An 18,520-nucleotide genomic window follows, 5' to 3' on the forward strand; every position below is an offset into this window, starting at 1 on the left:
GAGGGACTGCCCCTTTTTTAGCAAATGTAAGTTTAAAGTGCCACTCGGCAGCTTCTCAGCAACAATAAGACTACTTTCTAGATCTATTTCAGCAAAATGAGCTAATTCGAAGATAATAAGACTGTTATCTAGATCTATTTTTGCGAGAAACCATTAAACAATCGAGTTCGTTTGGCTTCCGCGCTCATGATGCTTGTTTGCAAAAAACAGTACCGAAGCCGTCAGGCATAAACAGAACAGAATCAAATAAAGAAATGGCGCTCCAAAATAATCGACAACCGCGCCGCCCATCGCATTGCCGACAATGCCGCCAAGTCCCCAGGTTACAGCCGCATATACCGTTTGCAGAGTCGCTTTCGTGCCCTCAGTCGCATAGCTTTGTACGATTTCAACAGCTGTGCCCGCGACAAAAGCGAACGCGATCCCATTTAACAGTTGAACCGCCAGCGTCACTGAAACGTTGTCGAAGAAAAACATCGCAAAATATTGGATGCCATAAATCAAAGCCGCGACGCACAGCAGCTGGTATCTGCCTATTCGCTTGCTTAGCTTCGTCGCCACCCAGAACATCGGCACCTCAATAATAGCGGCTATCGCAAAAGCACTGCCGATCCAGCTCTTATCAAAGCCCATTTCCTTAAAGTATAATGGCAAAAAATTCATATTAATCGATGCAGACATCATCATCAGCATGCTAGTAGCGACAAAGATCATAAACGGCTTATTGCGAACAACCTCACCCATTTGGCCGAATAACGTCACATTTCTACGAGTAACCTTCGTTGCTGGAAGCAGCATGAGCGCCAGGCAGACGGTTATACTCACAATAAGATAATAAATAAAAATATCGTTGTAGCCATATTTTTCGTATAAAATGCCTGTAGCAAAGGTACCTATCGCATAACTTAAGGCTCCCCATAACCTGACGCTGCCAAAGGAAAAACCTTTTTTGCTGGCAATTTCTACAGACATCGCGTCGCCTATCGGCCCGCCAGAGGATTGAAACCATGCAAAGAAAATAGACAAGAAGAGAATCCCCGCAAGTCCCTCCATAAGCTGAAATCCAAGCCCGAGTATCGGAGCAATGATGACGCAGATCATGATAATTTTGCGCGGATTGTTGATTCGGTCATTAATCATGCCCATCACGGGCTGGGCAATGACGCTGACCAATGCCCATAAAGACAGGATGAGACCAACCGTTGTATGGCTAAAGCCGCGATCGCTGAAATATAGACTGGTGTAAGGCATAACGACAGAAATGGCTAGATACCATAAAAAATAATAGGTTGCTAATGACTTCACCGGGTACGTACCTTCTCTCTACAGCTCTTCCTTAATCTCCGATTGCCAGCCGAGCTGCCTGCACATCTCATACATATTGCGAATATCCCGTCTTGCTTCAATGTGGGTTAACCCTAATTCCATTGCATGCTTAGCAGCCCACCGAAGCAAATATACGAGCGTATCCGCTTGCGCTTCCTTAGCCGCAAAGTCGAGTAGTACAAGCGTATCTTCTACGACACCAGCGCGTACGAAACCCCAATAGGAGCCTTCAAACTGCCATATGTGAAACAGCTCACGATTCTCTATAACGCCGAATTCATGAATTGGATTCTCCAAATGCTCAAGCCATTCCTGCTCGGAATTGAATTGAAGCGTATATTGTGGGACGTTCCATGCTATGGTCTGAGCAGCTAGCGCAGACAGCTCCTCTTTATTTGCCAAGGGAGCCCAGCCCTCCGAAGGATAATCCAGCTCAGATGGAACTTCAACCGTTATTTTCCAAGGCTTGTAGCCTACTTCTAACCCTGCTGACTCCAGCATTTCGGGAATACCAACGCATCGTAATCCTCTTTGCTTAGCGGTTTGGATAAGTGCTCTTAAAGCCTCCGGGGTGCCTGTTGCAATATCATTGCTATGCATGACGACAATCGTCCCTTTATCTAGAACGGGTTCGACCTTTGCAATTATATCTTCCGAAGATACGCCCCTCCAATCTCCTGAATCGACGCCTTCAATGTCCCGGTAGCCGCCCCATTCATCCAGCCAATCCAAGTTTTCCTCGCGGAAAGAACAATAAGGAAAACGCATAAAGGTTGGGCAAGCAAGGCCTGTCGCATCCTGATAAGCCAGCTCGGTCAGCTTAAGCTGTTCCAAAAATACAGTTTTAGGCACCTGTGCCATCCGGCGATGATGATACGTATGCGGAGCAAGCACATGACCGCGTGAAAGTATCTCTCTAGCTTTATCTGGATATCGATCTATCCACTCGCCCGTAAAAAAGAAGGTGCCAATCGCTTCTTCTTCCTCTAGAACAGAAAGCCAAAGTTCAAGTGGCAGATCTGAAGGCCCGTCATCAAACGTAAATGCACATATCGGCTGGTCGTTATTTCCCTTCCAAAACGCTTCAGTTGTCATATGGCAACCCCTATTCTCTCGTTAGTTTCCTGTATTATAGTTGAGAATAAAAAAATGTTCCAATACTCTCCTCTCCTTATCTAATACAATCCTACTGTCTTACAAAAAAAACTCGTCCTGCTTAAAAAGCAAAAACGAGTTTCCTTCTATCTGCTCTATTGAACAGATAAAAGTATGCCAAAAAACGGGAATAAAACAGCTATGCAAGCAAAGGCAGCAAACATGCTGCGTTTCTCTTTTTTATAGCTGGGAAATAATAAGGAAAGTGCTGCAATTCCAATAACAATCATGCTGATATATACCAAACTCCAGTTCCACTGCAGCGACAAGTCTTGCAAATCGCCATGCAAAAAAGTAAATAACGGAGATGGAGAAGGCTGTTCGAACTCCCCTTCATGAGGCGGCTCCTGTACACCCATGTAGGCGGTTGTGATGAGGATGACAAGTGCAAGAAACGTTTCCGCTCGAAGCCACCATTGCAATCTACTTTTATGTCGACCATGATCTGTAATTTTTGATAGAAACCCATTCATAAAGCCTAGAAGAACAAGCGGCAAGAAAACAAGATGCTTAAGTAGAAGCGCTTGTCCATAATTGATTCCCCATGAGTTGATATAACCATCGACCAGGAGAAACATCATCATTATACCAGCCGCTACAATTAGGACGATGCTGCTGATCGACATTGGCGTAAACCATCGTACAAACGCCTTCCAGTTCCATTCCCCTTTTGTAAACCAAGCAACAATAAGAAGTGTACCAAGCCAAAGAGAGACTGCAGCGACATGAACGGATTGTGAAAGTACGCCCCAGAAAGGCGAGAAGCCTGCCGGATGGCTGGCCCAGCCATGAGCTAGAATACTGGCACACCATAAGAGTGCTAGAACCCATTTGGTCATTTTACCCTGCAAGCCTTTAAACTGTGTGATCATGTACATCACGGTACATATAATGAGATTCCACACCCAAGCATTGCCGTACGAATAATCTTTTACAACAATTAATAAAACTTGAATGAAGGGCATGTCCTGCGCAAAATCGCGTAAAACAAGCGCTGATCGAAGAATCGACATAAATGAAAAAAGCGGGATTGCCAATAAAGCATATTGAAATAAATCAGTGATGTTCTTTAATTGCGGTTTGGACTTCTCTGGAATGAATTGAAGCAATAGATAACCACCGGTCAAAGCAAAGGACAGATAAAGCAGCGTTTCAAACAAATAAATGTACAATATGATCAACTCCAAGCACAGGGTTCAACTCAAAAGCCATCATATCATAAATAAAAACAAATGAATGCATGCTCATATGATATTTGTTTGAAAAATAGGAATGCCTGAACTCGAGTACGTATTCCATAAACGAACAGCTCCTTCCTCGGAAGAGAAAAGAGCTGCCAGCTGCTATTGGATTATTCAAATATTAGCTTATTTAACCGCACCAGCTGTAATCCCGCTTGCGATTTGCCTTTGAAAAATAATATAAATAATAAGAACGGGAATAATGGTGATCAACAGCGCTGCGAACAACGGACCCCACTCTGTGCGATACTGCATCTCGGCTTGCATAACGCCAATTTCTACCGGCAGCGTATACTGGGTCGGATCATTAATAAGTATCGTACCCACGATATATTCGTTCCAGATGTTCAGGATATTGACGATGCCAACCGTGATCAAACCTGGCTGCGCCAGCGGAAGCATAACTCGGAAAAATGTCCCGTAATAAGAAGCGCCATCCACGATTGCTGCTTCCTCGAGCTCCTTCGGCAGCGACTTGAAAAAACCGACGAGCACAAAGATGCCGAAGGCCAGCAAGCTGGACGTATAAACAAATATCAATCCGAGCTTCGTATTAATTAGGCCGAGTGAATTCATTAAGAAAAACAACGGAATGAGCGCTAGTACAAACGGTACCATCATTGAGGAAATATAAAGCAGAAACAACGCATTGCTTCCTCTAAATTTATATCTAGCCAGCACATACGCTGTCGTTGCGGATAGCAGCAGCGCTAATATCGTTGATCCCGTCGTAATGACAAGGGAATTCACAAAATAAGTATCAAAGTGGTATTTGCTCCACACATACGAGAAATTGGACCAAATAAGCGGAATCTCCGGCAAAGCCCACGGTGCATTTAAGAAAAATTGTTCATTATTTTTTAGAGAATCAAGCAAGGTCCAAATGAGCGGGTACAATACCGATATGCCCCATAGGATCAAAATGGCATAGATGATTAGCTTGGCGATCGGATTTTTAATCTGTATATTCATCTCTTTATCCCCCTTAGCTCATCTCAACGGGATCATGACGCATAAGCCGTTGAAGTACGATTGTCGTAATTAAGGACAGGACCAGGATGATAAACCCTATCGAAGCGCCATACCCAAAGTGGAATTGCCGGAATGCCATTTGATACAAGTAGGAGCCCATAACCTGTGTACTGTTATCCGGTCCGCCTTCTGTCATAATCCATACGATTACGAAGGAACCGTTAAGCGTAGTCATCATGATGTTAAGAATGGACACTTTCATCTGCTCCCAAACGAGCGGAAGCGTGATGCTCCAGAACTGTTTCCATTCCCCTGCGCCCTCAATGCTTGCCGCTTCAAAATAGGAAGCAGGAATGCTTTGAATAGCTGCAATGAGAAGAATCATATAAAAGCCGATACCCGCCCAAATAGCCGGAGGCAGAAGCATCCATATCGTATGATCGGAAAAACCTAGCCACGTTATCGATACTTTTTCACTCGTGAATAATGACAAAAATGCATTCAAGAAGCCAATTTGCGGATTATATATGAAATTCCACAATACGCCAATAACAACGACGGAAATTACATTCGGAATGAAGAAAATCGACCGAAAAAATCCAGCCAGCTTAAAGCCAAACCTAGTGAGTGCTACTGCAAAAAACGTCGCGAGAAGCATAATTCCGATTACTTTGCCAGCAACAAGAAAATAGTCGTTGCCGATCGCTCTCCACACAATGGGATCATGGAACATCTCTTTGAAATTATCAAAACCAACAAACGTTTTTGTCTCCGACATGCCGGACCAGTCAAAAAATGAATAATACAAGCTTTGCACTACCGGATAGATTGTAAATACGCCGAAAAATAAAAGAGTTGGGATGATGAATGATGCGATAAATATATTTCTCTGCCATTTTACTGTCCCTGAGTTCATACCTTCCATCCCTCCGAGTAAATTCACAGAAAGTGATCGAGGCGTTATGCCTCGATCAATCTCTGCCGTCAATCTTTTGAAGGCTTATTATTTGCTAACCTTTTTCACCACGTCAGTTACCCGCTTAACCCACTCTTCAGGCGTAATTTTGCTAATCGTCAGTGCATCTGTTGCATCCATCATCGCTTTATCAACGTCAGCGTTGTAAGTGATTGTTGGGATTACAACCGTGTTAGGATCTGTCAAATATTTAGCAGCATCTTTAACATGGCTTGGCGCATTGGAGCTGCTGATGTCGCCTTTAATGTTGGAAGGCGCGCCGCTTAGCTCAGCCCATTGTGAAGCTTGATCTTTTGAGAAAATGAATTGCAAGAACGCTTTAGCTGCTTCTTTGTTTTTCGCTTTTTTCGCAATGGCAACTGTAGCTGTGGATGTATTCGCAACCACTTTACCGCCTGCTTCTTGCGTAATGGAAGGAATAAAACCAAAGTCAAAGCCAGCAGGAACGTCTTTAGCCATTTCATTAGGCAGCCAAAGACCATTCACAATGAAAGCATCTTTGTTTTGCAGGAACAGCATTTGTGAATCCGTGTGATTGATTTGGATAGAAGCTTTATCGATGTAATCCTTATCGCGCATTTCTACGATTTTGTTCAATGCAGCAAGAACAGCAGGGCTTTCAAAAGCTTCTACTTTGTTAGCTGCCATATCTTGAAGAATAGAGAAATCGTTGTTGTTTGCTGATACGATAGCTGGATACAGGAACGAGCCATTGATATAGTACGGGTATTTACCTGTGTGAATGAACGGCGTAATGCCGTCTGCTTTGATTTTTTCGCTTACAGCAAGGAACGATGGGAAGTCAGTTGGCTCAGCCCAGCCTTTTTCCTTGAAGAGCGCTTTGTTCCAGAAAACACCCCATGAGTTCAATACGAGTGGAATATTGTATACTTTACCGTCAAATTGTTGAGCAGGTTGAGCCAAAATGTCGCTGATTAGATCACCGTCAACGTTTTTGGCATCTTTCAGCCAATCCGTCAAATCTTCCAGCTGGCCGTCTTCAACCATTTGGCGATCGTTCAATACCGGACCATCGATGTATACGAAATCTGGCGGGTTGCCGCCGATCCAGCGCGGTCTATTTTGATCGTTAATTTTAGGTCCTGCGGATTCTTTAATGTTAAGCTCCGGATTTGCAGCTTGGAAATCAGCAATAACTTTTTTCCACCATTTATCGCCATACCCGCCCACAAAATATTGAATTTCGAAATCGCCTGTCAGCTTAACCGTCGTGTCGGTAGCAGCAGGTGCGTCCGTCGCTTCAGCAGCCGGCTCCTTTGTAGGTGCATTAGTAGCTGCTCCACCATTATTGCTATTCGAGCCACATCCAACTAACGATACGGCAGCCAAAATAACGGCGATACCAAGCGCTGCAATCTTTTTCTTCATAATCATTAAAGCAAACCCTCCCAAAAATGATGTTTTTTACACTGTACTTAGGGGCTCATCTTGCTGCTCCATCGTGTAATTTCATCATAAATTGGGAGGGCTATAATCTCTATTGAATATCTTCCATATATTCTTTATTATCTTCTCTTCCGTGCATATAAAGCTATTTTTCGAGTAATTTCGCTAAGATAGCGCTTATTTTTGCTGATTGCTCTTATTTTCTGCAAAAGACTGCAATTCATCTAATGCCGCTTTTGGCGTCATTTGCTCATATAGAACAGCTTCACCTAGCTTACGGGTATAATCAAGCACCGCTTGCCAAGCAGGCTCCTTCGCCGGATAAAACCTCGCTTTGCTTAACGCTTCCAAATCGCTTTTGATCACTTCGCTTTTCTCCGACAGCTTGGTGCCCACCGTCGTCGTAACGGGAAGAAACCCTTCGCGTTTAATCATTTCTTCATAAGCTCGATCTTCATAGAGGAAGTCAAGAAACTTGGACAACGCTTCTTTATTGGTATGATCGGTTTTGAAGGACACGAGCAGATCATGTACACCAAACGTAATTGGCGATGTACCATCCTTTACTGGAATCGGACCCTTTCCCCATTCCAGCTCCGGAAACTCTTTGGGGACGACTGCCGAGAAATAATTTCCTGATATCATCATAGCAAGATTGCCTCCGCCCATAATTCGCTGCTTCTCATCGCGAGTCGTTATGTTCGGCTCAGGCTCAGTCAAGCCTTTATCAAACAGCTCTTTAAAAAAAGACAATCCTTCCACATTGGTCGGTGAATTAATGGCCCATTTCCCATTTTTAATCCAATCTCCGCCCGAACCGAAAAATATATAAGACAAAGTAGCCTGCGTCTCATTGTCCGACAGGTCAATGCCGAAGCCATCTGCTGCGCCAAGCGCTTTAATTTTCATTGCGGCCTGCTCCAGCTCCGACCACGTTGTCGGAGGGGCAGCAATGCCCGCTTTGCGGAACAGCTCCTTGTTATAGTATAAATTCCGTGTAGTAGCAACGTATGGAATTGCGTATTGCACCCCGTCTATCTGATCCATATCTACTAAGTTCGGATACAGCCGATTCGCTAGTTCAGGCGATATAATATCATCCATATTATTTAACAAGCCATCCTTGGCGTAATGGGCATACACATTCGTATTCAGAAGATCGGGAGGCTGGTTTTTGCTAATCATCGTCGTATAGATTCCATCGAGTATATCCCAGTTGGCTACTTGCAGCTCTACATCAATGAGAGGGTTTTTCCTCTCAAACTCTTTTACCAGCTTCTCAAGCAGCGGCTTTGTTTCCGTACTATATTCGGAGGCGACATACCGAATCAACGCCCGCTCCTCCTTTGGAGTTGCAACGGGCTCCGGGTTCTCGTTCATGCACGAGGAGGAAACTGCTGTAACTAACAAGAGGCTGATAGCAACCATAAGAGGTTTAATTCCATACCGTTTTCGCTGCATATAGTTATATTATCCTTCCGAATAGGGATCTACTTACTCGTTATAAATGGGAATAACAGCTTCTGATTTTCCGTTGTGTACATATTTTCTTTTGTAATGACATTGGATTCGATATAAGTGATAGGCTCGGTCTTTTCTCCATCAATTAGCTTCAGCGCTGCTTTCACGCCAAGATAACCCATATTAAATGGCTTTTGTACAATAGAAGCTGTCATAATGCCCGACTCCAGCAATTGAACCTCATCACTGGTGCTATCAAATCCAATAAGATTAATAGCACCTGCCTTGTTATACTCCTTCAGCAGCCTTGCAACCCCCTGTGACGCGGTTTGATTGAGCGTAATAAATGTATTAATGCCGGAATCACTTCGAAGCAGCCGCTTGGCAATTTCATAGGCTTGATCCTCGGAATCATCTGCATAATAGGTTTCCATTGCACTCGCTTTGTAGCCCTTTAATGCAAGGCGCATTCCCTCCAGCCTCTCTTGCGAAATAATCGAGCTCGCGTAATCACTAATAACGGCAATATTCGGATCACCGTCCGTTTCCTGAATGGAGGTTTGTCCTGCTAGTTGTCCTGCTTCTTTATGGTTGCTTGAAACAACAATAGGAGAAGGCTTCATACTCGGAGAATGATTAATAATGACCAGCTTGATGCCTGCAGCGCGCGCCTTGGCAAGAATAGCTGGCATTCGATTATCCATTACCATATCAATGACAATCGCTTGCGGCTTCCGTGCGATCGCATCCTCCAAGATTTGAATCTGAGCATTGGAATCGCCTTCAATAAGCGGACCTTCTACACTCAGGTTTAGCCCCGTTTCCTTAGCTGCTGCTTCCGCACCCTGATTGACTGCCTGCCAGAAATCAAGTCGAATATTTAAGGATTTCAAAATGACCGTAACATTTTTCTCCTCATGGTTAACACCAAAAAGCAGATTAAAGTTGAATACAAAATAGATGGCAATCATCGCAATTGCCACAACTAGCAACAGCGTAAATCGATGCTTTCGCATTATTTTGCTTCCCCCTTAATCGAGCTTCGGTATTACGATCGTAATACAGGTGCCCTCTTCAATTTCGCTGCGAATTTGAATGCCATACTCATGCCCAAAATAAAGCTTGATTCGCTCGTTTACATTGCGTATCCCGATGCCCTGGTTGGCGTTATCCTCCAAATTGCTGTAGAGAAGCTTCCCTAGCTGTTCCGCTGACATCCCTTGGCCGTTATCCTCTACCTCAAAAATAATTTGATCGCCTGCCTGCCTTCCGCGGATCGTAATTAATCCATCATCCATGCCATACATGTTCCGGATGCCATGATAGATCGCATTTTCTACAAAAGGCTGAAGCAATATTTTTAACGTTTTATAGTCAAGAATTGATTCGTCCATATCAATGACATAATTAAGCTCATCGTTATAGCGCATTTTCTGTATAAGCAAGTAGTTCGTAATATGCTCAATTTCCACTCGAATCGGAACCAGCTCTTTTTCCTTCGTAATGCTTGCGCGGAACAGCTTAGCTAAAGCAGATGTCATCAGAACGACCTCCTCGTGCTGCTTCTGCTCGGCCATCCACACAATCGAATCGAGAGTGTTGTATAAAAAATGAGGATTGATTTGCGATTGAAGTAGCAGCAGCTCGCTCTTTCGCTTATTTTCCTGATTTAAAATCGTTTCCTCCATGAGAAACTTGGTTCGGCTGACCATTAAGTTAAAAGATCGACCCAGCTGTCCGATTTCATTCATTTGGCCAATTTCCGTCTGAATATTGAAGTTGCCCTTCTCTACTTGCTTCATGTCGGATTGCAATACTTTAATAGGCTTAGATAAGCGATGTGACAATCCTATAGAAATCAGCAGCGTAATGGCTAAGCCGCATAAGGAATAAAAAATAATGGAATTACGCAGACCCTCTTTGTTTGCAATTAAATCATCTGAATAAGCCACTCCGGCAATTCTCCAACCAAAGTTCGTGTCTTGCACGGAGTAAATACGTTTGTCTCCACCCTCGTTCACGACGAAGGATTGACCGCTTGGAGCCTGCAAAACTTCTGCAATACGCTCTGTACGCAATTTGCTATCGATGAGCTGCTGCTGCGGATGATAAACGATATGACCTTCATTATCCACGATGAAGAGATAACCTTTTTTTCCGAGGTTAATATTTTCGCAAATGTCATTAATGACACTTAAGTTTAGATCAACGAGGAGTACGCCATCCGCCTTAATTCCATCTGTGCTCTTAAGCTCTCGACTCAGAGAGACAACCCAGCGGTATTCGTTTTCAATTAAGCTTTGTACATGAGGAGCAGAAACGACGGACCTGCCTCCTGCCGCTTTTGCCAGCTGATACCACTCTTGATCCTCTGTCTTCGTATTTGGATTTAAGGTAGTAATTCGGCGGTCAGAAACAAATCGCCCATTGTATCCAAACACCATAATGGATGCAATGTCCTTGCGCGTATACAAGATCGCCTGGAACAAGTCGGAAATTTGCTTCTCGTACGTGCGGCGGTTCTCTGCGCTGATGAAGTTATTGTCCGATATGTAATACTTGACGTCCTTATTCGTTAAGGCGAGCAGTGAAATATTTTCCATATTGTCGACATACGACTGAATATTTAGGTTGACCTGCTTAATAATTTCCTCAATGTAGCCTTTCGAATTCCGCTCAACCGCCGCTACGGAAACTTGATAGCTTACTAGACTTGTTAATACAATAGCAGCCAAAATCAGCATAGAAAACGCCAAAGATATATTGGATTGAATGCTTTTTAGCGGAAACAAAGGAAAGAACCGATCTTTGAGCATGTTAGGCTCCGCTCCCCTTTATTTGTTTCTCTCTATAATCCTTTGGCGTTATACCTGTGTGCTTCTTAAATAAAATGCTGAAATAATTCGGGTCCTTGTAGCCCACCTGCTCCGCAATTTCATACAGCTTCATCGCCGAATTGTGAAGCAGCTCCTTCGCCTTAGCCACCCTTACGCCGGTCAAATATTCAATAAATGTCTCTCCTGTATGCTGTTTGAACACGAGACTGAAATAGCTTGAGCTCATGAGCACGTGACGGCATAAGTCCTGCAACGACATCTTTTCATTCGCGTAATTTGTATCGATATACTCCACCGCGCGATGAATTTGCATGTTGGTCAAATAATTACGGTTATCCGCTATAGTAGAAATAACGGAGCTTACCATGTCCTTTAGCCAAATCTCAACCTCATCCAGCGTCTTGAATTTGAATACGTTCATCAGCTTCATTTGCTGCTCGAACGGTGATTCCTGCTCTCGAACGGCTAGCTCCTGTACAGAGTTCATCAGCGAGAGAACAACCTTTTGCATTTGCAGCATACAGGCTTCCACTGGAACAAGAGAGGTTTTCAGCTCTGCCACCCCTTGTTCAATCAATTGGTAGGCTTCTTGAATGGCGCCTGTCTTAACAGCAGCAGCCAGCTTACGGTCGAGGTCATGGCTCAGCGGCATATATCCGGAAGGTTTTCCTTCAATATCAATAATGCTCAGCACTCTATTCTTACCTAGCAGGAAACGATAGTCCAGCACCGACAACGCACTCTTATAAGATGACGGCAGCTGTTCAGCGAGCGTACATGTTCGTCCAATTCCTATCGTCACTGTAAATTTCAAATACTTCTCAATATGATAGCGGACCTCCTCGGCCAGCGAAAATCCTTGTTCATATAGCAGGCTTTCACTGTCATGTCCAAAAATGATGGCAACCATCCGCTCCTCACGGGTTCGGAAGGTCAGCACGTGCTCTCGGTCCAGCGTTTCATTAAAAATGTCATAAGCAGCGAATCGCAAAAATTCGACATCATGCTCATAGGAGGACAGTTCTCGGTCGCCAAAATCGTCGATATCTACGACCATGACCAAATATAGCGGTGATATCGGCGGTAGGTTGAAATAAGCAAAACGTTCTGCGATTTCCACTTTTCCTAAACCAACCGCAACTAAACGCTCTAGAAATCGCTCTTTAAGCAATGGAAGACTGTGCTCCAGCTGGTTGTTTAGCCTGCCCAGATCTTCACGACGCTGCTTCTCTTCATCCATCTCTGCTTTAATTCGATCCAGGAGCTGACGTATTTCTTGCGCTGTAATCGGTTTCAGAATGAAATCAGAAATTTTAAGCCGAATCGCCTGCTGCGCATACTCAAATTCGTCATAGCCTGTTAATATAATCATTTTTATATACGGGAATTGAGCGGAAATTAAACCAGCCAGCTCTAATCCGTCCATAAACGGCATACTGATGTCTGAAATAACGAGCTCCGGCCTATCCAATTCTACGGCATCCCACGCTTCTCGACCGTTAGCGTAATCACCAATCAATTCGAAGCCATGCTCGTTCCAATTGATTGTATTTTTTAATCCGATTCGGACAACCGCTTCATCATCGACAATTATTACTTTATACATCGAAGCCTCTCCAGTCTGTAAATGCCAATATACGAGCAGTAACAATATACTCCAATTATGCATGAGAATACACCAGCTTACAATTCTTTGATTCAGGAAAATGTCGAAAAACCCGGCCGCTAGCGGCTCGGGTTCTCTTGGCTTAAGCGGCAGCAAAATCATGCTGCTCCGTCCACCATTTCATATACTACTTTGCTTTATTCATCCACCATACGTTTCTTGTATACATACAAGCAGACAGCATACATCGCAATAATCCAAACAAAAATGATAGCTAAATGGGACAATACGTCTGCCAGCCCCGCACCAGCCTCTACTTGCTTCGCTAGCTCAATCAGCTRCAGGTTTGGCATGTAATTGGCAATGGTCAGGATTGGATACTGATCCATCAACGGTGTAATCAATGACCCAAAAGCAAAAATGACAAAAGCCGGCATGATCGCAACGGATGCTTCCATCACCGATTTAGTTAACAGACCGATGAACGTGCCTAAGCCCAAATAAAAGATGGATGATAAAAATATAGCGATGATAATGACCAATAGGTTTTTCGGATGATAATCGGTAAGTAAAGCAGACAAAATAATAATAACCGTACTCGCAATAAAGCTTAGCAAGCTTTTGCCGCAAAAAATCTCGAAAATACTCGCCGGTGACAGCATGAGTCCGCGCAGTGTGTTTTTTTCTTTCTCTTCGGCGACTAAAGAAGACTGCACATAAGTAGCTACTAAAATTAAGGCCATATTGATGATCAAATAATGTACATCAATGGTATTCCCACCAACGCGCCCAAAAAAAGCAGCAAGGACTAAAGGAAGGATCAATGTCGTGGTTATATACATGTTTCGAGATACGTCTTTATAGTCTTTTTGCAAAATGGCCCTTACTCGCTTCATTGAAAATGTCATGATAGTTTCCTCCCAGTCACTTCTACAAAAATATCGCCTAATGTCGGAAAATTGGATTGAATGGATGCGATTTGGTTTTTGCTCATATAGTCAAATACCTTCTGCGCCCCATCAGACCCCTTTGGTACAATAACCGTTGACCCATCAGTTAGCTCCACTGTAATCGTTGCATCACTATGCTGCTCACGCAGCTTCTTTGGTTCATCGAGCAATTGAATCGTTCCATTGTTTAGGAAAGCAACGCGGTCACATAAAGTTTCGGCTTCATTCATATCATGTGTCGTTAAAAAAATGGTTGTGCCCTTGGCTTTCAATTGTAACAAGCCTTCATAAATATGCTTCGTATTCACAGGGTCAAGCGCTGATGTGGGCTCATCCAGAAACAAAAGCTCTGGTTCATGCAGAAAAGCCCGAGCGAGAATGACCCGTTGAAGCATGCCCTTGGATAATTTAGATACCATCTTCTTGCTCTCTTGCTCCAAATTCACCATCTGCAGCACGACATGAATCCGGCCTTCGGGTACATCGTATAAATCACAAAAAAACTTCAAATTATCGTAAACAGACAAGCGAGCATACAAAGACGTATTGTCGGTAATGATTCCAATTTTTTTGCGATACTTCTCTTCTCGTAATTTACTCGTGGGTACTCCAAATACACAGGCACTCCCCGAGGTCGGCTTCGACTGCGCTGTTAATATTTTGATGGTTGTTGTTTTGCCTGATCCGCTTGGTCCTAGAAATCCGAAAATCTCACCCTTCCTCACGTTAAAGGAAACGTCCTTTAACGCCCTGGAATTCGAAAATGATTTCTCTAATGAAGTCACTTCAATTATATTTTGCATGCCGCTCTCAACCTCCGTTGTTTTATCCGATCTACCTTCATCTTAGGTGAGAGGAGGGAGAGATGCATTATAATCGCATTGAATGGAGTATACAAAGGGGTGAATGATGCTTATTTCGGGCTGAATAGCGCAATAATCACGTGGTTTGGAGCAGCGGTTTCGGTGAATGGCGCTTATTTAAGCCCGATCATTTCCTTTAACTCAGCCATTTTTGTTTTTGACAGCGGTACGTTAGTCTTTAAATGATCATCAAGCACCAAGCTATAGCTATTGCGAGTGAAGGTGATGACTTCCCTTACCTTTTGCAAATTAACGATGTAAGAACGATGGCAACGAAAGAAACCATACGTCTGCAGTCTTTCTTCCAGCTCATTAATTTTGAAGGATGTTGGATACATCTCCCCTTTAATATAGAGATTCGTTTGTCCTTCACTGCTTTCGATATAATCAATTTCCGGAGGATTAAACAATATAATTTTGTCATTCATTCGTGTCGGAATTTTCTCGAATCTGACGTGCTGAACGAGAGGTTCATCATCTTCAAGCTCCTCATCACTTTCTGCATGCGAAGGCAAAGGTTCTTCCTTTTTATCCGCATTTTCTGGAGATATTGATTTTGGTTCTTCTTCTGTATCTTGAACATCAAAAGCTTTGAGTCCCTTCTCATCCAGTCGATAGACCCGGCTCGTCACACTAAGCGCTGTTTCCATATTCCCCGTGAGCACGAGAATCGCTTTGCCGCTCTCTCCGAGTCTATGCACCATCTTATGAAAAACAAGCTTCGTTTCGAGGTCGACATTCTGATCCGGCTCCTCAAAAATGTAAAGAGCAGGATTTTGAAATAATAAGCGTGCAAACTGAACCCGCCTTTTCTCTGACAGGCTCAGCTTCGTTAGGCGCTTATTGGCTTTCAGATCGAGCTTGACGATGCGGACAGCTTCATCGATGGATAGGCTTGAACCGTATAGCAGTTTAAAGAAACTAAAGTTTTCTTTGACCGTCAGCCGTTCATAAGAGCCATCTTGCAACAGCAGAAGACCTATCTGACTAAGAAAACCCTTCCTGTTATTTGCAAATGACAGCTCATTCACTTTAATTTCACCACTGGAAATCGGCAGTTTTCCTGTCAGCATCGCTAATAGCGTATTTCGGACATTCATGCTCGAATAAAGCGCGACCACTTCATGACATGCAATTTCGATATGAAAGGCAGGAAATACGAGTACGTTTTCGGTATATCTCTCTAACTCATTAATGGTAAGAACCGACACATGATCACCTAGCTTATCTATAGTTTAAAAGCCATATTTTTCATTTAACTTGTTTATTATACATGACCTAATCACTGCAATGAATGTAAAAAATCCACAACCAGGTGAGGTTGTGGATTGCGTTTAACGATTTAAATGAAAATATGCTACCCGCTTCTCCTTGTAAAATTTTCAGCMGCTTCGAATGTTTAATATCGAGCGTGAATTTATATTTACCAGAATGATCTAAGAGTGCCGTACCCTTTACTTTGACTTGATCATCCTTTTGCATCTCTGTAAAACTCGTTTGCCGATCAAATATGACCTGCACTTTTCTTCTTCGAGATAAGGCTGTATCGGTGGCATTTGAAAGCTTCTTCCTTATGGCTTACTCCTACTCATGCGGCTATTGGAAATCCAAGAGAAAATATAGCACCGCCGCCCTTGTGGTTATCGGCAGTAATGAGGCCCCCGCATCGTTCCACAATCGCTCGCGATATAGCTAGGCCGAGGCCAGACTCCCCGTCCTTGCCTTTCACAAAACGATGAAATAAATAAGGAAGCAGCTCATCCGGAATGCCGCCGCCATCATCGGACACCGATATTTCTATGCGGCCTTTCTTAGCCGAAGCATGAATATAAATATTTTTGTCCGCATGTCGAATCGCGTTTGTAACAACATTAAGCATCGCCTGAAGAAGCTTGTCTTGGTCTGCTCGTACAATCAGCTGTTCATGCTCATCATAGCTTGGATGCAGAGTAATTCCTTTTTTGACGAGCATAGGGTTTACACGTTCAATCGTCTCAGCGAGCAAATCCTTTAAACACACCAACGAGGACTGATAAATATCCTCCTCGCTGTCCAGCTTCGCTAACAACGTCATTTCGGTCACCAGATTTTTTAGCCTGTCACTTTCGCTTAAAATAATGTCCAAGCCTTTATAAACACCTTCACCTTCAAACACTCCGTCTCTAATGCCTTCCGCATAACCCGCAATGGACATTAAAGGTGATTTCAGCTCATGTGAAGCATTTTGGAAAAACTGCTTTTGCGCACGGTTAAAGCGATTAAGCTCGTCAGCCATTTCAAAAACGACCTGTGCAACAGAACCAAGCTCCCCCCCTGCCTTTACGCGTTTCACCTTGGAAAACTGGCGGCTCTTCACCTTTGTCAATTCTTCCTTTAATTTCATGAGCGGCTTGATTAGCTTTCTCGTGATCAAATGGCTGAGCAGCAGCATGAGCATTCCGCCCAAACCGAATACAAGAAGCAAACGTTTCAGCAGCGCCTGTTCAATTTCTTTGATTTTGCTGACCGGCGTAAAGAGCGTCAAAGTACCCTGCGGAATGGCGTTTACTTCTACAAGAAACCCTTTATCCGTACCATCTACTACCTTACCAACGCTCGTAATGGCTGCTGTCTCCGTGCTCGATGCTTTACCGGCCTGCAAAGATTGCATCGGCAATACCTCTTGCATAATATTTCCTTGGGCATCCGTCACGACGGCTTCAATGGATGGGTTAATTGACAATGCACTGGCAGAAAGAGTCACCCGGCTATCTTTCGCTGATTGGGTCAGCATTTCTGTCTTCATAGTAGCGGACAGCGTTGCGCTTGCCATCTTCAGTTCTTCCTTCTGCGCAACCATAAAGTGATCTAATAACACATAGTGAATTAAGAGCGCTGTGATCGATAGAACAAGCACAAGCGCGATGCCAAATGCGAGATTAATTTGATGAACGAGCTTCATATTAATACACACCCCGATCCGTTCTCATTCGATAGCCATGACCCCATACTGACTCTATTGGTAAATGCTCTATTTTTTTTCGTATTCGTTTAATAAGATGATCGACTGCACGATCGCTGCCGAAATAATCGTCGCCCCAGACGAGTGTGAGCAGATCAGCTCTAGCAAAAGCACGATTCGGCTGCTCAATAAACACCTTGAGCATCGTGAATTCCTTGCTCGTCATGTCCACTTCCTCGCCTTGCCAGAATACACGTCTTTCCTCCAGCATCAATTGAAGCTCACCAAGCTCCAACCGTGACAATGGCGTTGCAGCATTCGCCGTGTTTTCTTCGGCTTGGTTAATTTTATACCAGCGTTGGAGCTGCCGCTTTATGCGTGCCATCAGCTCCCGAGGACTAAATGGCTTAACTAAATAATCGTCGCTCCCAAGCTCTAAGCCTAATATTTTATCAACCTCTGTATCTTTGGCTGAAATCATAATAATGGGCACTTCTGCCTCATTCCGAATTCGCCTGCATAGCTCATAGCCATCCATTCCCGGCAGCATAATATCGAGCACCCACAGATCCGGAGGATTAGTTTGCCACAGCTCCCATGCGTCCTCTGCATTTTCCAAACCGATTGTCTGGTAATTTTCCTTCTGCAAATAAATCTCGACTAAATTACGTATATGAAAGTCATCATCCACAACGGCGATGCGATAATTGCTGTTCACCTTCACTAACCCCCTGAACATTTCTTCTATAAGTATACCAAGCCCACAATCGCAATGGGGTCGTGCC

At 43.7% G+C, this 18,520-nt stretch carries 15 protein-coding genes; all 15 read right to left on the reverse strand.

Translation table 11 applies throughout. The features are described 5' to 3' along the window. Window positions 1–153 precede the first annotated feature (153 nt). Entirely contained in the window at window positions 154–1,305 is a 1,152-nt protein-coding gene (locus tag AB4Z50_RS19105; protein ID WP_441881127.1) for an MFS transporter, read from the reverse strand. A gap of 18 nt (window positions 1,306–1,323) precedes the next feature. Beyond that, window positions 1,324–2,421 (reverse strand): polysaccharide deacetylase family protein, encoded by a 1,098-nt coding sequence (locus tag AB4Z50_RS19110; protein ID WP_441881128.1) that lies wholly within the window; start codon window positions 2,419–2,421, stop codon window positions 1,324–1,326. 155 nt (window positions 2,422–2,576) lie between these two features. Then, complete coding sequence (locus tag AB4Z50_RS19115) at window positions 2,577–3,653, reverse strand: copper resistance D family protein (protein WP_441881129.1); 1,077 nt, start codon at window positions 3,651–3,653, stop codon at window positions 2,577–2,579. A 195-nt stretch (window positions 3,654–3,848) separates the two neighbouring features. Continuing rightward, window positions 3,849–4,694 carry a carbohydrate ABC transporter permease gene (locus AB4Z50_RS19120; RefSeq protein WP_076268588.1) on the reverse strand — a complete coding sequence of 282 codons (846 nt, stop codon included), beginning with the start codon at window positions 4,692–4,694 and terminating at the stop codon, window positions 3,849–3,851. A 13-nt stretch (window positions 4,695–4,707) separates the two neighbouring features. Further along, window positions 4,708–5,610 carry a carbohydrate ABC transporter permease gene (locus AB4Z50_RS19125; RefSeq protein ID WP_054026051.1) on the reverse strand — a complete coding sequence of 301 codons (903 nt, stop codon included), beginning with the start codon at window positions 5,608–5,610 and terminating at the stop codon, window positions 4,708–4,710. Between the two features lie 87 nt (window positions 5,611–5,697). Then, window positions 5,698–7,065, reverse strand: coding sequence for an ABC transporter substrate-binding protein (locus tag AB4Z50_RS19130; protein WP_083682071.1), 1,368 nt, complete (start codon window positions 7,063–7,065; stop codon window positions 5,698–5,700). A gap of 189 nt (window positions 7,066–7,254) precedes the next feature. Continuing rightward, window positions 7,255–8,457, reverse strand: a complete 1,203-nt coding sequence (locus AB4Z50_RS19135) for an extracellular solute-binding protein (RefSeq protein ID WP_441881130.1) — start codon at window positions 8,455–8,457, stop codon at window positions 7,255–7,257. 110 nt (window positions 8,458–8,567) lie between these two features. Further along, window positions 8,568–9,554, reverse strand: a complete 987-nt coding sequence (locus AB4Z50_RS19140; protein ID WP_441881131.1) for a substrate-binding domain-containing protein — start codon at window positions 9,552–9,554, stop codon at window positions 8,568–8,570. 15 nt (window positions 9,555–9,569) lie between these two features. Further along, window positions 9,570–11,354, reverse strand: coding sequence for a cache domain-containing sensor histidine kinase (locus AB4Z50_RS19145; protein ID WP_441881132.1), 1,785 nt, complete (start codon window positions 11,352–11,354; stop codon window positions 9,570–9,572). 1 nt (window position 11,355) lies between these two features. Then, complete coding sequence (locus AB4Z50_RS19150; protein ID WP_441881133.1) at window positions 11,356–12,981, reverse strand: response regulator; 1,626 nt, start codon at window positions 12,979–12,981, stop codon at window positions 11,356–11,358. A gap of 197 nt (window positions 12,982–13,178) precedes the next feature. Continuing rightward, the gene (locus AB4Z50_RS19155) at window positions 13,179–13,889 is read right to left on the reverse strand and encodes an ABC transporter permease (protein ID WP_441881134.1); all 711 of its coding nucleotides are present in this window, start codon (window positions 13,887–13,889) and stop codon (window positions 13,179–13,181) included. After that, entirely contained in the window at window positions 13,886–14,734 is an 849-nt protein-coding gene (locus AB4Z50_RS19160; protein ID WP_441881135.1) for an ATP-binding cassette domain-containing protein, read from the reverse strand. The genes AB4Z50_RS19155 and AB4Z50_RS19160 overlap by 4 nt, the downstream gene beginning before the upstream one ends. Window positions 14,735–14,907: 173 nt before the next feature. Beyond that, complete coding sequence (locus tag AB4Z50_RS19165) at window positions 14,908–15,894, reverse strand: LytTR family transcriptional regulator DNA-binding domain-containing protein (protein ID WP_441881136.1); 987 nt, start codon at window positions 15,892–15,894, stop codon at window positions 14,908–14,910. Between the two features lie 488 nt (window positions 15,895–16,382). Further along, the gene (locus AB4Z50_RS19170) at window positions 16,383–17,735 is read right to left on the reverse strand and encodes a sensor histidine kinase (RefSeq protein WP_441881204.1); all 1,353 of its coding nucleotides are present in this window, start codon (window positions 17,733–17,735) and stop codon (window positions 16,383–16,385) included. A 1-nt stretch (window position 17,736) separates the two neighbouring features. After that, on the reverse strand, window positions 17,737–18,453 hold the full coding sequence (locus AB4Z50_RS19175; RefSeq protein WP_339206184.1) for a response regulator transcription factor: 717 nt from the start codon (window positions 18,451–18,453) through the stop codon (window positions 17,737–17,739). Window positions 18,454–18,520: the final 67 nt, after the last annotated feature.

Origin of the sequence: Paenibacillus sp. 2TAB26, from assembly GCF_052115145.1 — a bacterium.
GTDB lineage: Bacteria > Bacillota > Bacilli > Paenibacillales > Paenibacillaceae > Pristimantibacillus.